Below are 24,212 nucleotides of genomic sequence, written 5' to 3' on the forward strand. Positions count from 1 at the left end.
ATGATACTTAACTAGGCTTTCATCCTCTAATTGGAGGTAAGACGAACTTATTTCTTATGAGATACTTATCGATAAGATCTACAGCCTTTCTTCTCTTCAGCTGATGATCTTTTACAAACCTTGAGACTCTTTCAGCTAACTCTTTTTTGCACTCACCACATAGAATGTTTCCTAGTTTGCAAGAGTCGTATCGTTCAAAAAGCTTCTGATCATCTTCCTCGAACATCATCTCATACATCTTGTACACTGGACATAGATCTGGATTTCCGCCCAATTTTCTTTGGAGATCTATTGTAGGTTGCCCACCAGTATATGACCTCAAGATCTTTTTATACGCTACTTCAGGTGGATCTGTTGTATATACTGCTGATTCAGGTTTAGATGAAGACATTTTTCCACCAATGTCTAGACCCGGGAGAAGCTTACAATGTATTTGCGCAGGCTTTGGATAGCCTAACGATGGAGCTATATCTCTAGCTATCCTCCAGTAAGGATCTTGATCTATGGCCGCCGGAATCAATACCTCTGTAGGTTCATTAAATAGATCCGTTGGTAGAAAAGCTACAGCTATCTGCAGAACGGGGTAAAAGATCATGCCAACGTTTGTTGATTCCGTGAACCCAAATGTTGATCTCTGTGTAGAAAACGTTATCTTCTTTGCCACTCTAACAGCTATGGGGTATAGATATCGTATGTCTTCTGTATCTATTATAACATGGGTTTTGTTTACATCCATACCCAGAGCTATTAAGTCCAGCATATTCTCGTATGCGTAACTGTTGTATTCCTCTAAACTTTTCTCATTGCCATGTAGAAATTTTTCGTCATCAGTCATCTGGAAAAAGAGATGAAGGTTCATTCTATCTTGTAACCATTTTGTAAAAATCCATGGAAGTAGATGACCCAGGTGAGTAGAACCTGAGGGACCTCGACCTGTGTAAAGGATACACCTCCTACCCTCACCATATTTGTTTAGGTATATATCGAGATCTCTATGAGAGTAGAATACCCTTCTTCGAAGCATCATATGGTCTCCATTTGCGTACTTCCTGAGCATATCTACTTCTTGTTCTGATAGAGGTTTTGCTCCAAATACTTTTATCAATTTGTCGTAATCTACAAATGCTTCAGCTTCCCAAGGCGTTACATGGATCTCGCTTTCAGCCACAAAAACTTATCACCAGTATTTCAGCCAAATAGTGAAGGTTAAAAAGCTTAAGGCAGCAGTGATAGTTGTGCAAATCTCTTTAGAACTATGTTTAGCCCAAACACAAGTAATAGAGCTCCTAAAAAGACCATGAGTAGATAGTAACCCCTAGCTCCAACAAGTTGTGTTCCTCTCTTGCTTGTTTCTGCAACAAGAATGAGCCAAGCAAAATCTATCCATACATGGCTTAGATACATTATACCGATAGCAGTTAAACCCATATCAGATATGTACATTAGGAGTCCAAAGCCTATACTAAGCCACCAAAGGAGAAACCATATGTTTAATCCCGTAAAAACAATACCTACTAAGACGGGGCTATTTGAGAACTTTATCCACTTGCTATCAGTATTTCCATCTATAGATACGTGATATCCAACTGCTCTCAATTTTTTAAATGAGTCTTTTAGAAGCATTACAGCAAAGAATACAACTGTTCCTGCTCCTACAATAGTAACTATATCACCTACAAATCCTTCTAAAAGATCTCTGATATACGATATGAAAAAGTATAACGTGAGAATATATGGTACTTCAAACATTGTATGGCCTAATGCTATATATCCTCCCCCCTTCCATCCATACCTTGATCCTATAGCTAATGTAGCTACAGTTAAAGGTCCTGGACTTAGAGCTCCAGATGAAGAAACAGCTATTGTTGTAAAAACCAGGGCAGTAAGATCCATTAATACTCACCTTACGATACACAATTTCATTTGTGCCTCAGTTAAATAATTTATATGAATTACTTTCTATAGAATCTCCAACGATTATGTCCATACATAGACCACTGATTCAGATTAGTGCAAATATCTACAGTTAATATATGGGGTACCGTGCAGAAGATATAGGGTTCAGCTATGAGTATATCTGAACATGATAGAGAAACCATATTAAAATTTTTACTAACTAGAAGAAGCATTAGAAAATTCAAGCCAAATCCCATTGATATGGAGACCGTGAAGAGAATACTTGACATAGCTAGATATGCTCCTAGTGCAGGCAATAGACAGCCATGGATTTTCATAATTATTACAGATAAGGAGATTAAATCAAAACTTGCCGCTGTCCATCCATGGGCATATCCATTAAATGATGCACCTATGGGTATAGTAGTTGCATGCGATAAAAATGCTTCTCCAGATTCATACCATGTTGATTGTGCTAATGCAACAATTTACTTAATGTTAGCTGCACATGCACTAGGTCTTGGAACCGTATGGCTCCAGACGCTTAAGAACATAGAAGATATACAAAAGATACTGAATTTACCATCAAGCTATATCCCTATATCCATGATCGCTCTTGGTTATCCAGCCGAATCTCCACAACTTAAACCTAGAAAAAGCTTAAGTGATATAACCTACATTGATAGCTATGGTAATAGACTCAAATAACTTATTTAATGACTAGCAATAATTGTTGTTTTCATAACCCTAATCCTTATAGCTGTAGTTGAAAACTTCATGTGACTAACTGTTGCAATCATAATGAATAATAATGTAGTTAACCCCATTAGAGATATGTATAGCGTTATAATACGGATTTAATTAATATGATCTTCAGATCCATTGTATGAGGATATATGTATCTACATAATCTCTATGAATTACACCACATCTCCGATATTATTCGTGATCCTCCATATTATCGAAATAGGGTTCTTCTAACTCACGAACTGATGACTTCTTCAAAGATGTACCGCTCTTCCCTCATGCGACGATCTGTATGCAGCATCAATTATTCTCTGAACAATGAACGCTTCTTCTTCATCTACTAGAAATTTGCCTCCTCTTTCAATAGTATCTACAAAGTGCTTTAACTCTTCTTCATACATATGTATGGGATCCATTGATACTACCTCTCTCATAATCATCGTACCGTCAGAAGAGGATACTAAGAATTCACCTTCGAGATACCCTTCAACAACAATCCTACCTTTCTCACCATCGATACCCCATTTTCTCCAATTGTGTCCTCCGAACCAACTTAGTGTAAATGTTGATACTGTTCCCGAGACATGCTCTAGAGTGACTGTAAATGCTTTCTCAACATCATTGCTATTGTAAGTCATATTAGCATAGACCTTCTTAACAGGTCCACCATACCAATAAAAGACGTGGACTACATGAGATCCATGTTCAATTAATACACCACCGCTAATAGATTTAGAGTGTATCCACGATCTCTGTGGAAAACGTCCTAAAGCTATATGCCACATGAATTTCGGTTCACCTAACACATTATCTACTAAATTTTTCACTTTCTGGTACATTTTATTGAACTTAAGACAGTAACCAACAAAAAGTCTGTTCCTGCCTTTAGCTGCATCAAAAATTCTCCTAGCCCCATCAATATCATTAGCCATAGGTTTCTCTAAAAAAACGTAATACCCTTTGCTAAGAAATTCTATAGCATGTTCTGCATGATATAGTGGAGGAACAGCTATAATGACACCATCGAAACCTCCTTCTTCAGCCATAGATCTGTAATCCCTGTAAACCTTTACTTCTTCATTCTTGAATAATTTCAGCTTAGTTTCATCTATATCACATACAGCAACAACCTTAACATTCATCTTTTTCAATAAATTGTAGAAACGAGTACCCATAACCCCAAGTCCTACGATACCCAATTTGATCATATTAAAATACCTAGTATATCATCTTTATGCTTCAATTTATATCTATTTATCCGTATTAAATCTAAATGAAACTGAGACCTTTATGTAGAATATGTATACTGTTAATAAGGATATCAAAGATTGCTAACAAGAACTACATCTAGATAATAGCATAGTTGTAGGTTGAGTATTACCATCACTACTACACATTTTGATCTAAAATCGTATTATCGATATAAACTTAACATTTTCCGTAATACTAGCCATGTAGATGCAGTTCCAGTACACCAGGTTCTACAGACTTAATATGTTCTAGTCGAATATGTATTGATAAACCCATGTTCATAATCAATTAACTCGACAATAATTCATCAGATATCTTCTGTATTGTGGCAAATTTAGGTATCACGTATTGATCTCTATAGATATCTTCTTCTTATCCTTTGGTACATCCTTGAGAGTATCTATAAACGCTAAAACTATTGATTTGAGAACTTTTTTAACATAAGGATTGAGCGGAATTTTCATACCATCGATTACTAGAGAAACTTCTGAATCTCTGGGACACCATTGTGTTTCTCCTTTAGCATATGATTTAGCAAATATCCAGCAATTATCGTATCCACAAGTACCACAATCTGTTTTTGGTAGTTGTTGATATATGTAGTCAATAGCTCTGTTTTCTATGATATTTGTTAATTCATCGATATCGTCAAAAGTGAATAGTGGTGTGCCACTGTATTTTTTGTTATGGTTTTTGTACTCTCTAACAACATATGATATTATGTTTTTTATGTCGAGGACCTCATAAATATCCTCTTTCTTCTCTACAATAACTATGGAATCACCTATATCTACGTTTTTAAATCCCTCAACCATAATTATTGGTGTCTTGATGTACTTAATGTTATCAATAAGTGAGTCTATCCATATTCTTTGATATATTATCCCTAGACTAGCTGAAGAAGCTACTACTGTATCAGCACCGCTATGTAGATACTTGTGGGTGTCTTTATCCTCTATCTCTATGCCATGAGTACAGTGCTTAATAACACCTACACGGTATCCTCTATTCTTTAGCTTAGCAACTACCTGGCTCGCTATAAACGTTTTACCGACACCAGAGTATAACGAGACAAATCTAACTATATAGGGTCTCATTAGATCCACCGTTTATTTCCTTAATTCTATAGGCTATATCTAGAATGGAGTTGATATCTATTACCTTCTTAATGCTATCACTGGAATTGAGATATTTTTCTAGATACTTCATCTCTGCCTCTAGAGCACTATCTACATAGCTATTGATGAACCTTATGAAGTCGTAATCATTTGTTACATATATTATTGGTTCTACTGATATCCTCCACAAGTTCTTTTTACTAACGGATAGAAGTGCTTGCAGGATCTCTTTATCAGATGACTTCTCGCCTATATCCGATAGAACTGCATAATGTGTATCTATGTAGTGTACAAACATGTAGGTAACTCCGCTTTCTCCTCTGTTACATACAATTATTTCAAATTCTGATGAATCTGCTAAAACTGTGTGAAAGTACTCTTCGAAATTTGTTCCTTTATGCTTCAAATACTCAAGAAATGCATTTAGATTGTTTACGTTTATATATGATATGTATACATCCATTTTCTACACCTGACTCATTGACTATTCTCGATATGAACTACAGTAAGTATCTCTTTGAGATCTCTTAATTAGTACAGTCTGGTGGATATCGAGGTGTATGTGAGATCTTGAAAAACATAATATTTGTAACAGGATGATCTTGAAAAACATGTCTGTTTACTGGAATGGAAACCACTATCTAGGGATGAGATTATCCATTTTCTCTCTTAGTAGAGCTTCTTTTGCTTCAAGCCACATATCTACACCATTCTTATACCTAGTGTTTGCATCTAAAGTTAATGCCTTCTTTACCACACTTGCTACAGACTTAGGTATATCATTTATCCATGGCATGTATATTGTATCTAGATGTTCTAAATCTTCATTTATTGATTCCACGAAATTCTGAATAGATATTGATTTACTACGTAACTGTAGAGATCCATCGATTATCTTTTTTATGAACTCCTTTAACGGTTTTTCATCATCTTCTATTTTCTCCATAGGAATAGGATAATTATATAGATTCTGTAATATAATTATGTTGAGCGCTAATCTGTGTTTCGGTAGCTGTCCCGCCAGTGTGTATGCTACCACCATAGCTATACTATACACATCATAACTGAAGTCGGCTATACCTTTTGCAAGTGCTAATGGATCTGAATAACCGGGTGTTATTCTTACAAATTTGTATCCTCTATTTGGATCTCCAACAGCTCCACTAAAATCATTTAACTTAGGCGCATATTTGTAGTTTTCATTTCCATTACTATAGAGGAGGATGTTCCTAGGTTTAATATCTAGGTGAACTATATTGAATAAATGTGCTAAGGCTACTGCGCCAACAATCCTTATAAGGATGTACATTGTTTCTTCAACACTTCGAACACCATTGAGCTGTATATAGCGTTCTAGATCTCCTAATGATGCATATTCTTCAACTATTGTTGGTGGATAGATCATGTACTCATCTTTATCTAATTTATCTTTTACAATAAATAAAGCCTTTGCTGATGTAATGTATTTTTTGTACAGAAGGAGATCTTTTATGATTACTTTGTCATAACCTTTCAATTCCAATAAATCAATAAATTCTCTATCATCTACTGTAGCTACGACTAGCCCTTGGATATACCCTCTAACTACATCCATGAATCTCCTACCTACAACTATATCCTCTTTCAATACCTTTAAGGCATATGTACTACCTTGTTTATCATAAGCTTTAAATACATATGTATAACTACCTTTATCGCTTACTACATCTTCGATAATGAACCAATACAATCCTTTTCTTTTCCATAGCGATATACATATTTTTTCAGCTTCTTCAATACAAGGCTTAAGCAGTTCTACGATACTGCTATCTAGTTGAGATAGGGGTAGTTCTTCAACAATCATTTTCACATTTACCCTACTATTAAAAATCTCTGATAACGATTGAAGTACTTCTGTGCCATATAGCTGAACTTGTCCAGAGAGGTCTTCTTGAACAATAGCTAAAGCTATATCTTTTAAACCAATAACTCTATAGATCTTATCACTTAAATCAAATCTAAAATGTGTTAAGCTAGTATCTGGCGATTCTCTAATTATCTCTAGAACAAGTTTAGCTAGATTTTTTGCTTCATCAGAAGCTCTTCGGAGAAACCTTCTACCTTTAATTAACATTATCGAAGAAAATACCACAGGATCAAAGATATATTCGCTAATTTTATCAAGGTCTCTACATACACGTAAAAACATATAAACACCTAGACGTAAAATGCATTATTACGCTATAGTCCGAGGCGAGGGATCTAAATCTCTGTATTATTGAAAAGATAATAAAGTTAGCTCTCTTCAAATCCCTTAACTAACAACGTTGAGAACCCTAGAACTACCTCTATGCCTTCCTTGAGCTCTACTGCTCCTCTACCCCTTATATCTTCACCGTCCACATATGTACCGTTTCTGCTGCCCACATCCTCTATAAACCACCTGTTGTCTCTATAGAATATCTTTGCATGTCTTCTGGATACAAAGGGATCTGCAATAACTATATCGCAATCAGGGTCTCTACCAATTGTGTAACTATTAGGTTTGAGCTTCACAACCTGGTGGGATGTGGAGTGAATACTCTTCAAGATAGCGACCAAAATTCTTCCCTCGGACGACATCAAGCCAACCTCTTTACTCAAATCTTCCGCTAACTATCCTAGATACAAGCGATATAAGCTTTTTAACCACTTCTGGTGAAAATCCTTCCTGTTCTAGTTGAGCCCTTATGTCTATTGTTCTCGAGTAGAGATCTCTACGATCCACGGTAAGAGTGGCATTAGCGAGTTCCTCAATAATCTTCTTGATATCTACTATAGAGGATTTCCCATAGAGGTCTTTGGCTAGGAGAGAGGCCATCTTGACCATGTTGAACTCCTTGAACAGTTTCTCATCTATATCTAGGTACTCTATCGAAGGCTTTGAAAGACATGGTAGAGAGAGTGGCAGAGGAGATATCTCTCTAGAGACTTCCTTTGTATCGGTATAGCTAGCTGATATAGATGCTATATGGATTAGACCCTTCTTCTGTGGAGGAAGCACCACCTCTCCAACAATATCAATTGTTTCATTACTATATACATCGCCTACATCTACCTCTATGCCTCCTCTAACAGCGTAGGCAGGTCTATTGTATATATAGATAGAAGCACCAGGAAGCGATCTTACGAAGAGCTTTACGTTCTTAACACACAATCCTCTATACCTAGACGCTATATTGTTAAACATCGAGGGTATCTTCGATGGATTACTCAGATGTTCGAAGAAACCTCTGGTGCTTGTCGCTATATTCATCAACAGCTTCTCGTTGTAGTCGCTACCCACACCGATAATCAGGGATATAGATACATTTTCACCTAGCTTTTTAGCCATCTCGGCTATCTTTGTCTCATCTTTCACACCTGTTGTTGGAACACCATCTGTAACCATCACTAGTTTGAAGCTATCCACTTTTCCGTTACTGTTCTTCATCTCTATATAGTCTCTGTATATCTGCTTGAGGAGACCGTAGATGTTTGTTCCACCGCCCAGCTTTATACTAGCTACAGAATCAGCTATAGTTTCGTAGTTAGACACCTTAGCCATGTATGCAATTCTTTCAACTTTATTATTGAAGCTGTATATATTGACGAGATCCTCGGAAGACAAGTTCTTTAGCATCTGTATGGTTGCCTCCTTAGCTCTGAATATCTTTGCTCCATCCATAGACCAGCTGGCATCTATAGCTACAGCATAGAGAGATCTTGTATCCTGTGAAGAACCTACACCCTTCACACGTACTATGAAGGGAATTGTCTCAATCTTGTCCTCGACTATGAATATCTTGGCTAACTTAGGCTCTACAGCTATAGACAACAAAATACACCATGCAGATTATAGCTAATCTACTTCTATAAGTATCGCTAGAACTAATTTAAGTGTTAGTATTGTTTATGCGACTAGAAGTAGAAATAAGGCTTGTAAATAATTTGTTGTATGGAGGTATTAATATGTTTCTAGTTACTATAATATTAATTTGCTGCGATATTAATAGTTCTTTCACGGAATATATTTTCCCCTAATAGGTATTTCATAACTACATCTGGGACATCTATACACATCGCCCTCTCTATACATGTTGAACTCTTTCACTCTATACATCCATCTATATATTAGTTTTTTATTACATTTAGGACAATAGGTTATTTCAAACGAAGAATCTCCTATGTTCCCTAAATATACAAATTCTATTCCTTCTCTTTTTGCCTTCAAGGCTATTGAAACAAGTTTGTCTAAACTTGTTGGAGGTTCGTACCATTTGTAGGCTGGATAGTATCTGTTGATATGTAGAGGTGTTTTTGATCCTACGGTAGATAGATGGGTATCTATAATCCATTCAATACATTCATCTAAATCATTAGTATTTGTAACCACTAAGTACACCATCTCTACATGACCTCCTCTATCTATTATGTATTTAGCGTTTCTATAGATAATCTAGTGGTCTATATTCACTAGAGCTTTCTTCATTTTCGGGCAACCCTTTATATCTATACTCCAACCGTCTATACCGGCTTCTAATGCTTCTTCAATTACTCTAATTGTTTGATAGCCATTCGTAACTATAGATAAGTATAATTCATAACCTCTTGCTAATTCCGCTAGATCGAGAACGTATTCGATGGAAACCGTGGGTTCGTTAAAACTTGCGCAAAGCCCTTCATCGCTATTCTCAAGGGCTAACGCTGTTATAGACTGAGGAGATATATACTTGTCATCTTCTTTTGGATGTCTGAAACTTATGTGATGGTTCTGACACCATGGACAGTAGAAATTACAACCCCAAAACGAGAATGATAGGGATGTGCTATTTGGCCAGTAATGAAATAGGGGCTTGATTTCGATAGGTCTACTCTCTAAGGCACTAAAGTCTTCCGTAGCCTATGCTACATAGTTTTCCATCAATATTTACATAATTGCCACATATACCTTTTCTACCACTATCTATTCTACATCTACGTTCGCAGACGTAACATTCAGCTACATTGTTATCTATATTTCTCCGAAATTTAGCGATTCTCATACTATTACTCACGCTTACTATGGTTGATGTATCAGTATCTCTGACTTTCTTCATCGAATCTTCGAGGGTCCCATTCATCATCCAGGACGCTATAGAGTGACAGAACTTAAATACTGTGGTGAACTAGAAGGATTTCTGACTATAATGTCTATTGATAAATCTTAAATCTCAGGTGAAGACTTTTAGTGCATGGTATAGGTGATGGCTTTGAAGCGTATGGCTATGGATAAGCCTATAGTTGAGATTGATGGAGATGAAATGGCAAGAGTTATGTGGCACTGGGTTAAGGAGAAACTTGTAGAGCCTTACATCGATCTTAAGGTCGAGTACTATGATCTTCATATAAATGTTAGAGATGAAACAAACGATCAGATAACCATTAGAGCTGCTGAAGCTGTTAAACGATTAGGTGTAGGTGTTAAGTGCGCCACAATAACTCCTAATGCTGAAAGAGTTAAGGAGTATAACTTGAAGAAGGAGTGGCGAAGTCCCAATGCAACTATTAGAGAAGCTCTTGATGGAACTATATTTAGAGCTCCAATAATAGTCAAAAATATCGTTCCTGCTGTTAGATTCTGGAAAAAACCTATAGTTGTTGCTAGACATGCTTTTGGAGATATATACGCAGGAACAGGCATAAAGTTCAACGAACCTGGAGAAGTTGAAATAATCTATAGATCACTACAAGGTGAAGAAATCAGAATTAACATCGGCAACTTTCCTGGAAGCGGAGTTATTCAAGCGTATTACAATCTAGATAAATCGATAGAAAACTTCGCTCGATCGGTCTTTAGATACGCTATCATGGTCCATATGGATGTATGGTTTGCATCTAAAGACACCATCTCCAAGATCTATGATGCTAGATTCAAGGAGATATTTGCAAAAGTTTTTGAAGAAGAATTTGCAAACCAGTTTAGTGAAAAACGACTAAACTATTATTACTATTTGATAGATGATGCTTATGCTAGAGCTATAAGATCTGAAGGAGGATTCATTTGGGCTACGAAGAACTATGACGGTGATGTTCTATCAGATATGGTTGCTTCAGCCTTTTCAGGAAGCCTTGCCATGATGACCTCTGAACTTATGTCACCAGAGGGACACTATCTTACTGAAGCTGCTCATGGAACTGTTCAAAAACATTATTATAGGTATCTCAAAGGAGAAAAAACCTCTACAAACCCAACAGCAATAATATTTGCATGGGCAAAAGCTTTAAAGAGAAGAGCAGAACTAGACAAACTAGAAGATATAGAGAAATTTGCCGAAATACTCATGAATGCAACAATCAAAACTATAGAGGATGGTATAGTGACACAAGATCTAGCTAAAGTAATTGAATGTAGTAGTATCTCTATTGTTGATACTGAATCTTTTATACAGATGGTTAAAAACAACTTAGAGAAACTTCTAGCTAAAGCCAATCTACTCAAGTGATCCCTCTAACCATTAACTAAGGAAACCCATATTTCATTAAATAGAATCTTTTATTTTGCGAATCGATTTAACCACATTTGGTGACAAAAATGAATATAGTCGTTATAGGTGGTGGAGCTGCGGGAGCTTCTGCTGCTGTTAGAGCTAAAAGATTAAATCCGAATACAAATGTAATTCTTATTGAAGCTACAGACATGGTTACGCATGGACCCTGTGCTATTCCCTACTACGTTGAAGGCCTCGTTAAGGATAGATCTAGTTTGATTACATATACGCCACAGTATCTTGAAGAGAAGAGAGGGGTCAAGGTCTACATAAATACAAAGGCTATAGGCATAGATATCGATAAAAAGGTTGTGCGTGTTGAAAGAAAGGGTGATGTTGAAGGCATAAAGTGGGATAAGCTTATTGTAGCTACCGGTGCGACTCCTATAACAATACCTGGTTCTAACCTTAAGAATGTTGTGACCATGAGACATCCGGCTTATGCTGATCATGTAAAAAACGTGATTATAAATGCTGACAAGATCGCGATTATTGGTGGAAGCTACCTAGGTATAGAGATGGCTGAGGCCGCCTTATTCTTGGGTAAGAAGGTTCTTATGTTCGAGAAAGAGCATCAGATTCTAGCAGGTGCCCTGGATAGCGATCTAGCTAAAGTTGTGGAAGAAGAGCTTGTTTCTAGTGGTATAGGGCTATATCTATCTGAACCTGTTTTAGAGTTATCTGGTAATGATAGAGTTGAAAAGGTTGTTACAGAACATGGCAGTTACGATGTTGATGCTGTTGTACTAGCTATAGGTATAAAGCCTCAGACCGAAATAGCTAAAGATATAGGCATTAGACTTGGCGTAAAGGGTTCAATATCTGTGAATGAGTATATGGAGACCTCTATTGAAGACATATATGCGGCTGGTGATGTAGCTGAAAAGTATCATAGAGTTCTTAAGAAAAAGGTGTGGATACCTCTAGCTCCTACAGCAAATAAGGAAGGGCAGGTAGCTGGAGCCAATGCTGCACTTGGAAGAACTCTTGCCTTTAGAGGCGTTGTTGGGACAGCTGTAACGAAATTCTTTGACCTATACATAGGTAGAACAGGTATTACAGAAAAAGAAGCCAAAGAAAATGGTATAGACTTTAGAGCTAAAACAATTAGTGTTAGAACAAAGGCTCATTATTACCCAGGAAGTGTAGAAATAAAGATGAAGATGATTGTAGACAGAAATAACACTATCATAGGTGTACAAGTAGTAGGTAAGGATATATCTGTAGCCCACTACATAGATGTGGCTGCTCTAGCTATTGAGAGGAATACTGTAATTGATGATCTGTTCTTCTCGGACTTAGGGTACATGCCTGCCACAGCACCAGTGTGGCACCCACTTATAGTTGCAGCTCGAGTTTTATCTGATAGTAGATTCTAATTACATGATTCTCGTGAATCTTTTAATAACTTAATGAACGTTTAAGGTAATTTGTCCACCTAGCATCTAGATTATATCATTATTTATACACTAACGTAAAGTGACGCAAATAGATCATGGGAAAGCATTAAAGAGAGTGATTACACCTGTAAATAATTTAGTAAGGTTAGAAAACGCTTCAAAGTCGATATGATTAGAGCGTTAAGTTATTGCAAAAAATTCGTTTATTGTATGAGAAGCTGAAATATGATAGCTCTAAGGCTATGTCAAGAAAATTGTTATGGATATTATTGGAAGGAATACCATAGGTTATTATAGAGATACGCAAGATTTTTTAGAAAAATTCTCTAAAAATTCTCTGGAATTTAATGTGTGTATAGCAAAAAATCTTTAAGGAACATAGCCAAGTGTACAACATTTGATCTAATTGAATATACTGTTTCTCTTTGGCTGGTTTTGAACAGCAGATTGATAAACGATGCAAAAATATTGGAGATCTTGATTAATAACATAGTAGAGAAACCTATTAAAGGGCATGTGGATAGAGAGGAACTAGAATTTGATGTATTAATGATACCAAGAGAGTGGCCGATAATTCTCTCTACATAATTTAAGTTTATTAGAGGGTTTTATTCGACACTAATATATCTCTTACCTCTTTGCAATCAATACTTATTCTTTATAAACATCACAAAGTCTGTACACGAGAAAATATTATTGGAACTCCTTAAAGCTTTGTCGAGAAAAGTTTTACCTACTGTATAAACGCAACAGTGATGGTGGGGACCTAGATCATATAAAGAGATTATACCAAAAACTAGCTAAAGTGTCTAGCAAGCAGAAACTGATGTGCAGTTGTGTGCATATAGGGATTGGTATTGTATTCGATAATGTTGAAGATGTAGTGCATATAAACCCACTACATGATAATGTGGTACCTTCTTAGACATGCTATCGGCCTTTATCTTAATAGAACTTAGATACCTCAATAAAGTGTACGTAGAGAAAATAACGTTAAGGCTTTACGCTAAATTTGTGCTATAGATTAAAATCAGGAAGGCAGAAATATAGAAAATATTGCTATAGTGATTGTGATCGATATAGGAGTCAATACTACTGTTAGAATAGATACTATTTCGGATTTTAGGTTATACACTTTAGCTAGAATTATGTTTGAGACTGCTGGAGGCATAACACTTTGAAGCATAAGCCCCCTATAGTAGTTGAAGTTATTGATCAAACCATTCTGAAGTATTAGAAGGATTAACACAATTGGTGAAACCATATACCTCATTATGACACCAAGAAGTACAAACTTGATGCTTGATTTCATAGTATCGATGACGATCTTCGAAAATTCGTATCCTATAATCACGAATGAAGACAATATTATGATGTCTATAGATCTGAAAATCATTTGCGGTACTGCTATATATATGTTAAGGAATTTCAAGAATAGAGATACCGCTAGAGAAAATAAGAATGGTACAGACTTAACCAAATTAATTTTGCTACTGTTGTTAGTACTATAGAATATACTCAGTATGAGTATCAATAAAGGTAGAACTATATTAAATGCTATCGTGTATGGTACTACATATCTAGAATCACCGATAAGAACTACCGATAATGGTATAGCCAAGTACCCTACGTTAGGCATAGACAATGAAATCATGATTGCTGATAACTCTTTACTATTCTTTATACCAATTGCGTATGAAGTTATGTAGGATATTATGAACATTAATGATATGTGTGTACCTGAGGTAACAATAGCTGATGAAATGTTCTCTAAATCATTACTACCATATATAGCTTTAAATATAATTGCCGGTATAACTACATAAAATAGCAATTTGTTAACTAGATCCATACACACATCAATGATCTTTGAACGTATTTTGCCAAACATGTATCCTAGTACAGTAAGAACAAACATTACAACTATACTTTCAAGCGTATTTATTTCAGCTCCCTCTTTCTAGTTTACTACATCGAGGATATGGATAACGCATTACTCCTTTACGCATTATGTATACATATTATACATATTATCTGTGGTATATGTGTATACCATAACCGTACACTATTGTTAATGCCATATATCTAATGGGCCTATTTAAGTTCTTCTATGAATTCCTTAATTCTCTCTACACCCTTATCTATCTTATCTATATCTAAAGCGAAGCTAAGTCTTATAAACGATGCCCCAGCTTTATCTGGAAAACCCGTTCCAGGCAGTACAACTACATGTTTTTCATAGAGGAGTCTTTCAACAAAAAGTTCTACATCCATACCTATTTCATTAAGCAGATTACCTATGTATGGAAATAGGTAGAGCGTTGCACTACTTGGCCACACATCTATCCCCTTTGTATTCTTCAGTTTTGAAACAATGAAATCTCTTCGCTTCTTATAAAGATCGATCATATGTTTGACAAAATTCCAGCACTCTTCGCTCCTTAGAGCCACGATACCTGCTTTTTGGACAAAAGATGTTGAACAAGACCATATGTTTACAGCTATATTAGCTAACTTACTAGCTACATCTTCCCTAACAACAAGGTATCCAAGTCTCCAACCAGTCATAGAGAATGTTTTTGAGAAACCATTCACATAAGCTACGACATCTCTCCAGTTATTAAAGGTTAGAGTGGACTTAAAGTTGGGATTACTATCTAGTAGAAGTTCGTTGTAGATTTCATCAGCAAGAACAACAATATTATTCTTTTCAGCTATCTCCAAGATTTCATCAACGTATTTCGACGGTATGATTGCTCCTGTAGGATTATGTGGATTATTTAAAACTATGAGTTTTGTTTTTTTGGTAATGCTTTGCTTAAGTAAATCTAGATCTAGCTCAAATCCTTTTTCCGTACCTTTCCATGTAAGTGGTACATATTTAGGAATAGCGTTACAAAACAGCGTAAGTTCCGTATATGGTGGATAAGAAGGCTCTATTATGATGACTTCATCACCTGGCTCTACATAACCAGCATAAACAAGATATATCGCTGGAAGTGCTCCTGGTGTTACAATTATTTCTGAAGGTTTTACCTCAGTACTATATCTCTTGTTTAGGTATTCAGCTATGGCTTCTCTAAGTTCTGCTATACCTACAGCTTCTGTATACTTTGTGAATCCTTCGTCTAAAGCTTTCTTAGCTTCATTAATAATAGGTTTAGGTGTATCTAGATCTGGTTGACCTATACCAAAGTTTATAACATCGTATCCCTGTTTAACGAGCTGCTTAGCTATAGCTAGGTATGAGAAACTTTTTCTACCCTTTACACGAGCTACAGAGGGTTTAATTCTATCGATAGACTTCATATGCTTAACCGTTTATCATTAAGGTATGAACAGCCTATATAAATTTTGTCTCTTGTTTTAGATCCAAAATATCCACTATTAATAAACTTCCACACTACTATTAAAGTTGTCCCCACACTAATCTAGTGGATGATCCACATATGTCTGCCAAAAGAAGATGGCTTGCAAGCGAGAGAATAGCTCTAACTCTCTTAGATGATCTAGGTTATAGAGTTCTCGAAACTAGAAAGAGAATAACAATAAACGGTATTGATGTTGGTGAAGTAGATGCCTTAGCCACAGATAATGATGGAAATGTATACGCTATAGAAATTAAGGCTGGAAGAATAGATATTACAGGTATTCGTCAAGCATACATAAATGCTGTTCTCCTGAACGCTAAACCTATGGTTATATGCAAAGGTTTTGCTGATGAAGCTGCTAAAGAACTATCATCAAAACTAGGTGTGCACGTAATCCAGTTGTCAGATGTATTTCTTGTCGAAAGTGAAGAGTTGAATATAGTGATAAGAGAAGTTATTGAAGAAACACTAACAGAGTATTTAGAGATTTTCTATAGCTATAATCCCGACACTAAGTCAGAACATATAGAGCTGCTAAATGCTATCTATTCATCATCGTCAATTAACGAAGCAGCTGAAAAATTGGGTCTAGATATCTCAACTTTTTCTAAAAAACTTGAAGAGCTTAGACGTATAGGCGTTATACCTAAATGGGCAAAGAAATACAGCTCGATAAAGAGAGTTGCACAAATATTGCTTCAAAAACAAAGCATTGTAAGTGCTCTAGAAGAAACTAGAAGGCTGATTGAGACTATTAAAGATGTTGCTGAACAGGTAAAAAATCTACAGAATGCATTGTATTCTGTGAATCAACAAGTACAAAAGTTTTTGTCATATATATCTAGAATTGAGTCAAAGGTACAGGATCTAGCAGTAGAGCATGAAATAAAGAGTAAATAAATCGTAAATCTTAAATAATGATCTTTTTACACGATATTTTTCTTAACCATAAGCTCTGCTATAAGAACTCCTGTACCCGCTGCTCCCCTGATGGTGTTATGTCCTACGACAAAGTACTTTATACCACCTAGAACTTTGTCTTCTCTAATTCTTCCCACAACAACGCTCATACCATTACCTTCCATTCTATCCAATCTCGGTTGAGGTCTATCCTGCTCTCTTCTAACAACTACGGGTTTCTTTGGAGCTGTAGGTAGGTCAAGCTCTCTTATCTTATTATTCTTGAACTCCTCCATAATCTTCATCACATTCTCTGCATCAGCTTTCTTTTCGGTTTCCACAAATACTGCTAGAGAATGTCCCTCTAAAACCATAACCCTATGACAGCTAGCTGTAACTCCAAAGCTATTGTTCAACTCTATAGAGTTCTTGCCTAGAACACCTAGTATCTTTCTAGATTCTGTCTCTACCTTCTCTTCTTCGCCCTCAATAAAGGGTATAAGGTTGTCTAAGATGAACATAGAGGGTACACCTGTCAAACCTGCGCCAGAAAGTCCTTGCATAGATGCTACTACGACACGTTTAATACCATATTCATCATATATGGGTTTTAAACTTAATGTAAGTATTGCCGTAGTACAGTTCGGAACTTTAACAATAACCCCACTCCATCCCCTTATCTTTCTTTGAACCTCAACTATCTCTATGTGATCTGCATTTATCTCTGGATTAAGCAGAGGTATATCTGGTTCCATTCTCATGTTACTAGCATTAGAAACTACTGCCACTCCTTTCATGGCCAACTCGGGTTCCATAGTCGACGCAACCTCCTTGGGCAGAGCTATGAAGGCAATATCTATCTTCTCTCTGACTATAGCATCAACATCTAGTGGATCTATTACTAGCTCTGCTACAGAACTGGACATGGATTTCTCTATAACCCATTTAACGGATTCTGAATACTTTTTACCTACAACCTTCTCTGAAGCTGTTACCATCACTAGATCAAACCAGGGATGGTTATCTAGTAGCGACACAAATCTTTGACCAACAATTCCTGTAGCACCTAACACAGCTACACGTCTTTTCATATGTGTTCACCTTCAAATAAAACTCTGTGCAATTTTTTTAAAGTATCATAACTGTTTTCTCTGTCTACGTAAAGTACGATTGATGGTCTATGAATATATGATTGAATACCTCTGATCTCTATACCTAAATTGACAACATAATTAAGAATATCCTTTATGAATACCGTCTTAGAGGTTCCCTCACCTATTATAGCTATATACGAATATTCCGCGATATCTTTTTTCATCACAAGTTTAGGTCCTTTAAACTCCTCCGCTATCCCCTTCGATATAGTTGTACCAAACATTTTCCACGATCCTATTAAAACATTACTACCGTAAACTTTTTCGAGAGGATCAAATGACTTTGGATTAATGCCTTTTGCTCCATGCATTGATGCTTCTAGAGCTTCACTATAGCTCATATACTTGACCAGTTTTGCTGTAGGCACTAGATCTGGATCAGTCGTCATGATGCCCTCAACATCAGTCACGAGATACACTCTATTAAGTTTCAGAAGCGATGCTATAGTTGTTGCAGTATAGTCGGAACCCCCTCTACCGAGAGTTGTAATTACGCCTTCGGGTGTTGCACCTATGAATCCCTCTATCACGGGTACATAAACGCTATCCCTAATTACTGTATAAACTTTCTCAAGAGCTATTGAAGTGGCTATATAGTCTATCAAAGCATCTCCATGGTTGTTATTCGTTATTATAACATCTTTAGCGTTCAATTCAAAAGCTTTTATGTCGCTAAGTTCTAGGGCTTGGACTAATATCATCTTACTGATTTTCTCGCCATACGATAATACAATATCCAAAAGCGCTAGATCTATACTCCCTATACTTTCAACTATTCTTCTTAAATTCTTCAGCTCTTCATCAATTCTCTTGACAAGTTTTATCGAACCTATCTCTCTAGCCACCTCTGTATATTTTGATTCAACCTCATTAAGTGCTTCCCTAGACCCTCTCGCTGCTTGAAGCAACCTATCTGTTATACCCTTCATAGCCGATACTACAATAATAGGTCTGATACCTCTTTCCGCAAAAACCTCCTTTATGTTTTGTGCAACCTCTATATAGGATTTACCATCTCTAAGTAAGGAACCACCTATCTTTACTACTACATCTTCTATTCTTTATCACCTTTCCGAAGATAAAGCTATAGCTAAAACATCATCTAGTACTGAATGAGCTGTCTCTACTCCACCACCACCTTTACCAACAAAGAAGAGATCTCCAGTATTGCTTTTAATTCTAACAGCATTTAAAGTACCGTTTATCTGAGCAAATACATCATTTCTCGATATCCTCGAGATCCTAACGGATGCTTTTCTTCCTTGAACATCCAGGGAGGCTATGTACTTAATTGTGTAGCCTTCTTTGAATGCTTCAACAACATCTCTAAGCTTAACTTTCGATAAGCTTTCTCTTTCTACCTCATCAAGTTTTAGTTCATGGCCAATAACGTAGGATAGTATTACTAATTTTGCAGCTGCATCAACACCATCTATATCAAGTGTTGGATTAGCTTCTGCTATACCCATTGCTTGAGCCCTTTTCAAAGCTTCCTCAAAGTCTATAAGTTTTTCATGCATTTCTGTAAGTATGAAATTTGTTGTAGCATTCAATATTCCGTCTATTCTCTCTATATCTTCGCTCTTCAAACTCATAAGCATATCAATAAGTGGTGTACCCCCCATAACCGTTGATCTAAATCTGATGCTGATCTTCTTACTTCTAGCTAAATTCATTAACTCTTTAAACCTTAAGACAAGAGGTGCCTTATTTGCTGTGACTACATGGATTCCTCTACTTAACGCAAAAGTTATATCGCTTAATCCTGGCTCACCATTAATGTAGTTAGCTGGTGTAAGTTCTATATGGATATCAGGTTGTACAGTATCATACATGTGATGCAAATCCACATAGTTATATGCGTAAGGAACAAACAGGTTTACTCCAGATCTAGGTACTTCACTAAGTTTTAGAAGCTCATACTCAGTAAAGCCTTCATTCTTCATGGCCATACCTTTGGAATCCACTATCCCTACAACGGATAATGCTACCCCATACTTATCTTCAATCATTTTTCTCTTCAGAGCGAGAACTCTAGCAAAAGCTCTGCCAACAGAACCAAATCCTATTACAACAATTCTAGAGGTCCTCAAATCCATACTACTCACCCAAGATCTCCACACCTTTGTGACTTACCCTGGTTACTATGAGATCTGAGTATAGACCCTTATCATTGAGAAAAGATATAAGCTTTTTACCCACATTAAGAGCCTCTTCACCAGATCTATATATCGAGAATACCGCTGGTCCTGCACCACTTATGTTGAATCCCAAGGCTCCGAGTTTTAATGCCAGTTCCTTTAGTTCATAGTAGTAGGGTATAAGATTGGCTCTATAAGGTTCAGCAATAAAGTCTGTTGATATTGCTTCACCGAAAAGCTCTATATCATTATTCATTAATGAGTACATAAGTTTTGCGATAGCTGAAGACTGTTTAACGTGTATAGCTAGGTCTATACTCTTGGGTAAAACAGATCGTGCAAACTCTGTCTTTCTACTAACCTTAACCACACCTTTGGGAATAACTACAGCTATATGGATTGAAAAACCGGGCTTTATTTTGTACACTCTTTCTTTATTCAAATCAAGAACAACTATACCTCCAAAAAGGCTTGCCGCAACATTATCGTAGTGTGGTGTACCTACAGCTGCAACTTCACCTTCTCCTGCGATTTTAAGCATTTCGTATTCATCATATTCTCTATTAAGAAACTTCATAAATGCATAAGCAGTAGCAGCTGAAGAAGCTCCTGAGCTACCTAACCCACTTGCTGGTGGAACACCTTTAACGACATTAATTACTATATCAATGTTGTATAATCCGTATTTCTTGATAATGTTTTGTGCAATAGCATAGACTATATTGTCTTTCCCCGAAGGAACATCCAAACCTCCTGCTTTAACATCGATTAAACCATTTCCTCTACATATAGTAATTTCAACGATATCATAGATCCCTTCTATTGCCATAGCAAGAATATCGAATCCCGGACCTATATTAGCTATAGATGCAGGTGCCCTTACCTTAACATTTGTACAATATTTATCTATAGTGTTTGGCGCATCAAAATCACCTTACCTACTATTCTAACACGATAGCGTTTAAAAATTTTTAGGTAGTTCTAGACCCATGTTCTTAGCACTATCATTGTGTATGTACTTACAACACCAGGTATAGATCTTATCTCATCTATAAATCTATTTATTGTATCAACACCCGTAGCTCTAGCGATGACTATGATATCGTATTCGCCAGTAACTTCGTAAACCAAATCAACGCCAACAATTCTCCTGATGTTTTTCGAAACATCTGGTACAGGTGTTGGTGGTTGTGTTTTTACGAGAATTACTGCTTTTACTTCATTTTCAAGTTCGTACTCTATGGTCATTTTCTTAATTACTCCATTTTTAACTAATTTCGATATTCTTTTTCTAACAGCTCCTTCACTTATCCCAAGTTCTCGAGCAAGTTTAGAGTAGGAAGTTCTGGCATTTTCTTTTAGAAGTTGAAGAAGTTTGAGATCTATGTCGTCTATAGGCATTTTATCCCCTAATAATTGCTGTACCACCTCCTCTTAAAGCATTTAGGATGGGATCTTCAATTAATCCTGAGGATATTACAACTTTTTCTACGCCTTCTTCAACAGCTTTCTTTGCTAACATTATCTTTCTGTTCATACCCATTCCTATTTTATCGATAATGTTATCTACATCAGATGTCTTTATTTCTCTAACCATAGAATTGTCTAGCATTACTCCATCAACATCAGACATCATTATCAATGCATTGGCTTTAAGTGCTACAGCTATAGCGTATGCAGCTTGATCTCCATCAACATTAAGCAACGTACCCTCGCTATCTATAGCTATAGGCGATACCACAATAACGTAATTTTCGTCTATTAGCTTCTGGATCAAGCTCGTTTCAACTCTAATTATCTTACCTGTATAGCCTCCATCTATAACCCTCTTTCTACCCTTTTCATCTACAATTACTATCCTTTTCTTTCTCTCAGCAATAAGTGTAGGACCATCTGCCCCGCTAATCCCTATAGCCTTAACATTGAACATAACCAGTCTGGATACAATAGCTTTATTTATCTTGCCGGCCATGACCATTACGTAGACTTCGAGCTCATTTTCATCTGTATACCTACTCCTGATACCTTCGGGAGACACCACAAATTTCGGTTCGATACCTAATTTTCTACACGTTTCTGTAACAGCATCTCCGCCACCGTGAATGAAGACAATCTTATCTCTATCAACCACATTAGCTATACCTCTAACTATCCCGTTTATGTTCTTATCTAAGGCTCTTCCACCAGCTTTAACAACAATAACCATAACCATAGCACCCTTTAGACAGGTTTTAATGGTACAATCTCTAGGCCCGCTTTTTCGTCAAATCCCACAGCTATATTAAATGCTTGAACAGCTTGACCTGCAGCACCTTTCATTAGGTTGTCTATTGCGCAAAACGATGTCAACCTCTTGATCCTTCGTTCAACAGCGAACCCTACATCAGCATAATTACTTCCAACAACATATTTGGGATCTGGATACCCTGGAGGAACCCTATAAACTACTCTAACGAATGGTTCACCCTTATATGTATTTACATATGCTTTAAGTATCTCCAAATCTTCGAGATCTTCAACCAGCCATGTATGTGTAGATGCAAGAGCTCCTCGTATAGCTCCTACTGCATGAGGAACCATAGATATCGTTATTTCTCTTCCAGCTAGCAAACTTATCTCTTGTTCAACTTCTGCCGCATGTCTATGACCCTCAGGATCATAGGGTCTTATGCATCCTTCTCTTTCAGGATGATGATCACCTACAGAGGGTTTAGAACCTGCTTCGCTACTTCCAACCTTTACATCAGCAACAATCTTCTCTAAATTTATTAATTTATTCTTAACTAAGGGTATTAACGAAAGTATAGTTGCTGTAGCATTACATCCTGGAGAAGCAATAAGCCGTGCTCCTCTCAATTCATCTCTATGGAGCTCAGGTAAACCATATACAGCTTTTTTCAATAGGTCTGGATATTTATGTTCAATACCGTACCATACTTTATATGCTTCAGGATTCTTTAGCCTAAAATCAGCACTTAAATCAACAACTTTTAGACCTACTTCAAGAAGTCTTGGCACATACTGAAGAGAGACACCATGAGGTAGGGACAGGAATACCGCATCACAATTGCTGGTTATCTCATCCAAATCAATGTTACTAAACTTCAGATTTCTATACATGCCCCTAAGATTGAAATGGACATAGTGAACAGGCTTACCCACATACTCCCTAGATGTTACTACTGTGACTTCTACATGTGGATGTTGAACAAGAATTCTTAATAATTCTCCTCCTGTATACCCTGAACCCCCTAACACACATACTTTTATCTTACTGCTCAATATTGTCACCGGTTTTCAGGAAAGGCTAAAACTTTGTTCTAATTTAAGAATTTTTCAGCTACATAAGCTCTAGTACACTCAACTATGTGTTAGAGACTCTATCAGAAATCTGATGTTCGTTATATAGTTAGGTACGAATCTGAACAAATGTTTTACATAAACTCGTACCAACTATTAGTAGTTTTACATATAACCCCTGTTTCAGTAAAGAGGCTACATCTTGACTGAAACAGAATCTAGGTTTGGTGGAACATGCCTGAAGTAAAATGTCCTATATGTGGAGGGAGCGTAGAACTGCCAGATGATGTAGTATCAGGAGAAATAGTGGAACATGATTGTGGGGTTTCACTAGAGGTAGTTATTGAAGGTAAAGAACTGAAACTTAAACCATTTGAAGATGTAGGTGAGGATTGGGGAGAATAAGT

General features: G+C 36.6%; 26 protein-coding genes. 6 read left to right on the plus strand and 20 right to left on the minus strand.

The window, feature by feature from the left end; translation table 11 throughout:
• Positions 1-19: 19 nt before the first annotated feature.
• On the minus strand, positions 20-1,168 hold the full coding sequence (locus QXK50_07405; GenBank protein MEM2008974.1) for a tryptophan--tRNA ligase: 1,149 nt from the start codon (positions 1,166-1,168) through the stop codon (positions 20-22).
• 47 nt (positions 1,169-1,215) lie between these two features.
• Positions 1,216-1,893, minus strand: a complete 678-nt coding sequence (locus tag QXK50_07410; protein ID MEM2008975.1) for a LysE family transporter — start codon at positions 1,891-1,893, stop codon at positions 1,216-1,218.
• Positions 1,894-2,067: 174 nt separating this feature from the next.
• Between QXK50_07410 and QXK50_07415 the strand changes: the two genes are divergently transcribed.
• Positions 2,068-2,604: a nitroreductase family protein gene (locus QXK50_07415; protein MEM2008976.1), complete on the plus strand. Its 537-nt coding sequence runs from the start codon at positions 2,068-2,070 to the stop codon at positions 2,602-2,604.
• 293 nt (positions 2,605-2,897) lie between these two features.
• Here QXK50_07415 and QXK50_07420 read toward each other — a convergent pair whose 3' ends face one another.
• The 9 genes from QXK50_07420 to QXK50_07460 form a co-directional block, all read right to left on the minus strand.
• On the minus strand, positions 2,898-3,851 hold the full coding sequence (locus QXK50_07420; GenBank protein ID MEM2008977.1) for a Gfo/Idh/MocA family oxidoreductase: 954 nt from the start codon (positions 3,849-3,851) through the stop codon (positions 2,898-2,900).
• Between the two features lie 384 nt (positions 3,852-4,235).
• Complete coding sequence (gene mobB / locus QXK50_07425) at positions 4,236-4,991, minus strand: molybdopterin-guanine dinucleotide biosynthesis protein B (GenBank protein MEM2008978.1); 756 nt, start codon at positions 4,989-4,991, stop codon at positions 4,236-4,238.
• Positions 4,972-5,475 carry a hypothetical protein gene (locus QXK50_07430; GenBank protein MEM2008979.1) on the minus strand — a complete coding sequence of 168 codons (504 nt, stop codon included), beginning with the start codon at positions 5,473-5,475 and terminating at the stop codon, positions 4,972-4,974. The genes mobB and QXK50_07430 overlap by 20 nt, the downstream gene beginning before the upstream one ends.
• A 174-nt stretch (positions 5,476-5,649) precedes the next feature.
• Positions 5,650-7,200 (minus strand): hypothetical protein, encoded by a 1,551-nt coding sequence (locus QXK50_07435; protein MEM2008980.1) that lies wholly within the window; start codon positions 7,198-7,200, stop codon positions 5,650-5,652.
• An 86-nt stretch (positions 7,201-7,286) separates the two neighbouring features.
• Positions 7,287-7,613: an FHA domain-containing protein gene (locus QXK50_07440; GenBank protein ID MEM2008981.1), complete on the minus strand. Its 327-nt coding sequence runs from the start codon at positions 7,611-7,613 to the stop codon at positions 7,287-7,289.
• Between the two features lie 13 nt (positions 7,614-7,626).
• A complete protein-coding gene (locus QXK50_07445; GenBank protein MEM2008982.1) occupies positions 7,627-8,847 on the minus strand; it encodes a VWA domain-containing protein in 1,221 nt (406 codons plus the stop codon).
• Positions 8,848-9,030: 183 nt separating this feature from the next.
• On the minus strand, positions 9,031-9,405 hold the full coding sequence (locus QXK50_07450; protein MEM2008983.1) for a hypothetical protein: 375 nt from the start codon (positions 9,403-9,405) through the stop codon (positions 9,031-9,033).
• Positions 9,406-9,468: 63 nt separating this feature from the next.
• Positions 9,469-9,876: a radical SAM protein gene (locus QXK50_07455; protein MEM2008984.1), complete on the minus strand. Its 408-nt coding sequence runs from the start codon at positions 9,874-9,876 to the stop codon at positions 9,469-9,471.
• Between the two features lie 19 nt (positions 9,877-9,895).
• On the minus strand, positions 9,896-10,135 hold the full coding sequence (locus tag QXK50_07460) for a hypothetical protein (GenBank protein ID MEM2008985.1): 240 nt from the start codon (positions 10,133-10,135) through the stop codon (positions 9,896-9,898).
• Between the two features lie 120 nt (positions 10,136-10,255).
• Here QXK50_07460 and QXK50_07465 point away from each other — a divergent pair, with 120 nt between their 5' ends.
• From QXK50_07465 to QXK50_07475, 3 genes are all read left to right on the plus strand, one after another.
• Positions 10,256-11,494, plus strand: coding sequence for an NADP-dependent isocitrate dehydrogenase (locus QXK50_07465; GenBank protein ID MEM2008986.1), 1,239 nt, complete (start codon positions 10,256-10,258; stop codon positions 11,492-11,494).
• A gap of 89 nt (positions 11,495-11,583) precedes the next feature.
• Complete coding sequence (locus QXK50_07470) at positions 11,584-12,918, plus strand: FAD-dependent oxidoreductase (GenBank protein ID MEM2008987.1); 1,335 nt, start codon at positions 11,584-11,586, stop codon at positions 12,916-12,918.
• 372 nt (positions 12,919-13,290) lie between these two features.
• A complete protein-coding gene (locus QXK50_07475) occupies positions 13,291-13,527 on the plus strand; it encodes a hypothetical protein (protein MEM2008988.1) in 237 nt (78 codons plus the stop codon).
• A gap of 442 nt (positions 13,528-13,969) precedes the next feature.
• Here QXK50_07475 and QXK50_07480 read toward each other — a convergent pair whose 3' ends face one another.
• Both QXK50_07480 and QXK50_07485 read right to left on the minus strand, forming a co-directional pair.
• Positions 13,970-14,884: an AEC family transporter gene (locus tag QXK50_07480; protein MEM2008989.1), complete on the minus strand. Its 915-nt coding sequence runs from the start codon at positions 14,882-14,884 to the stop codon at positions 13,970-13,972.
• A 149-nt stretch (positions 14,885-15,033) separates the two neighbouring features.
• On the minus strand, positions 15,034-16,248 hold the full coding sequence (locus tag QXK50_07485) for a pyridoxal phosphate-dependent aminotransferase (protein ID MEM2008990.1): 1,215 nt from the start codon (positions 16,246-16,248) through the stop codon (positions 15,034-15,036).
• A gap of 140 nt (positions 16,249-16,388) precedes the next feature.
• Between QXK50_07485 and QXK50_07490 the strand changes: the two genes are divergently transcribed.
• Positions 16,389-17,210, plus strand: coding sequence for a recombinase RecB (locus QXK50_07490; protein MEM2008991.1), 822 nt, complete (start codon positions 16,389-16,391; stop codon positions 17,208-17,210).
• 26 nt (positions 17,211-17,236) lie between these two features.
• On the opposite strand, the gene asd is transcribed toward QXK50_07490, so the two are convergent.
• The 7 genes from asd to argC form a co-directional block, all read right to left on the minus strand.
• Entirely contained in the window at positions 17,237-18,301 is a 1,065-nt protein-coding gene (gene asd, locus QXK50_07495) for an aspartate-semialdehyde dehydrogenase (GenBank protein MEM2008992.1), read from the minus strand.
• Positions 18,298-19,422: an aspartate kinase gene (locus tag QXK50_07500; GenBank protein ID MEM2008993.1), complete on the minus strand. Its 1,125-nt coding sequence runs from the start codon at positions 19,420-19,422 to the stop codon at positions 18,298-18,300. Before QXK50_07500 ends, asd begins: the two co-directional genes overlap by 4 nt.
• A gap of 6 nt (positions 19,423-19,428) precedes the next feature.
• Entirely contained in the window at positions 19,429-20,463 is a 1,035-nt protein-coding gene (locus QXK50_07505) for a homoserine dehydrogenase (GenBank protein MEM2008994.1), read from the minus strand.
• A 1-nt stretch (position 20,464) separates the two neighbouring features.
• Complete coding sequence (locus tag QXK50_07510) at positions 20,465-21,415, minus strand: homoserine kinase (protein ID MEM2008995.1); 951 nt, start codon at positions 21,413-21,415, stop codon at positions 20,465-20,467.
• Between the two features lie 71 nt (positions 21,416-21,486).
• Positions 21,487-21,906 (minus strand): HTH-type transcriptional regulator LysM, encoded by a 420-nt coding sequence (gene lysM, locus QXK50_07515; protein ID MEM2008996.1) that lies wholly within the window; start codon positions 21,904-21,906, stop codon positions 21,487-21,489.
• A gap of 1 nt (position 21,907) precedes the next feature.
• Positions 21,908-22,711 (minus strand): [LysW]-aminoadipate/[LysW]-glutamate kinase, encoded by an 804-nt coding sequence (locus tag QXK50_07520; GenBank protein ID MEM2008997.1) that lies wholly within the window; start codon positions 22,709-22,711, stop codon positions 21,908-21,910.
• A gap of 14 nt (positions 22,712-22,725) precedes the next feature.
• A complete protein-coding gene (gene argC, locus QXK50_07525; GenBank protein MEM2008998.1) occupies positions 22,726-23,787 on the minus strand; it encodes an N-acetyl-gamma-glutamyl-phosphate reductase in 1,062 nt (353 codons plus the stop codon).
• Positions 23,788-24,039: 252 nt separating this feature from the next.
• Here argC and lysW/argW point away from each other — a divergent pair, with 252 nt between their 5' ends.
• Positions 24,040-24,210: an alpha-aminoadipate/glutamate carrier protein LysW/ArgW gene (gene lysW/argW, locus QXK50_07530; GenBank protein ID MEM2008999.1), complete on the plus strand. Its 171-nt coding sequence runs from the start codon at positions 24,040-24,042 to the stop codon at positions 24,208-24,210.
• Positions 24,211-24,212 lie beyond the last annotated feature (2 nt).

Source organism: Ignisphaera sp. (assembly GCA_038831005.1).
Lineage (GTDB): Archaea > Thermoproteota > Thermoprotei_A > Sulfolobales > Ignisphaeraceae > Ignisphaera.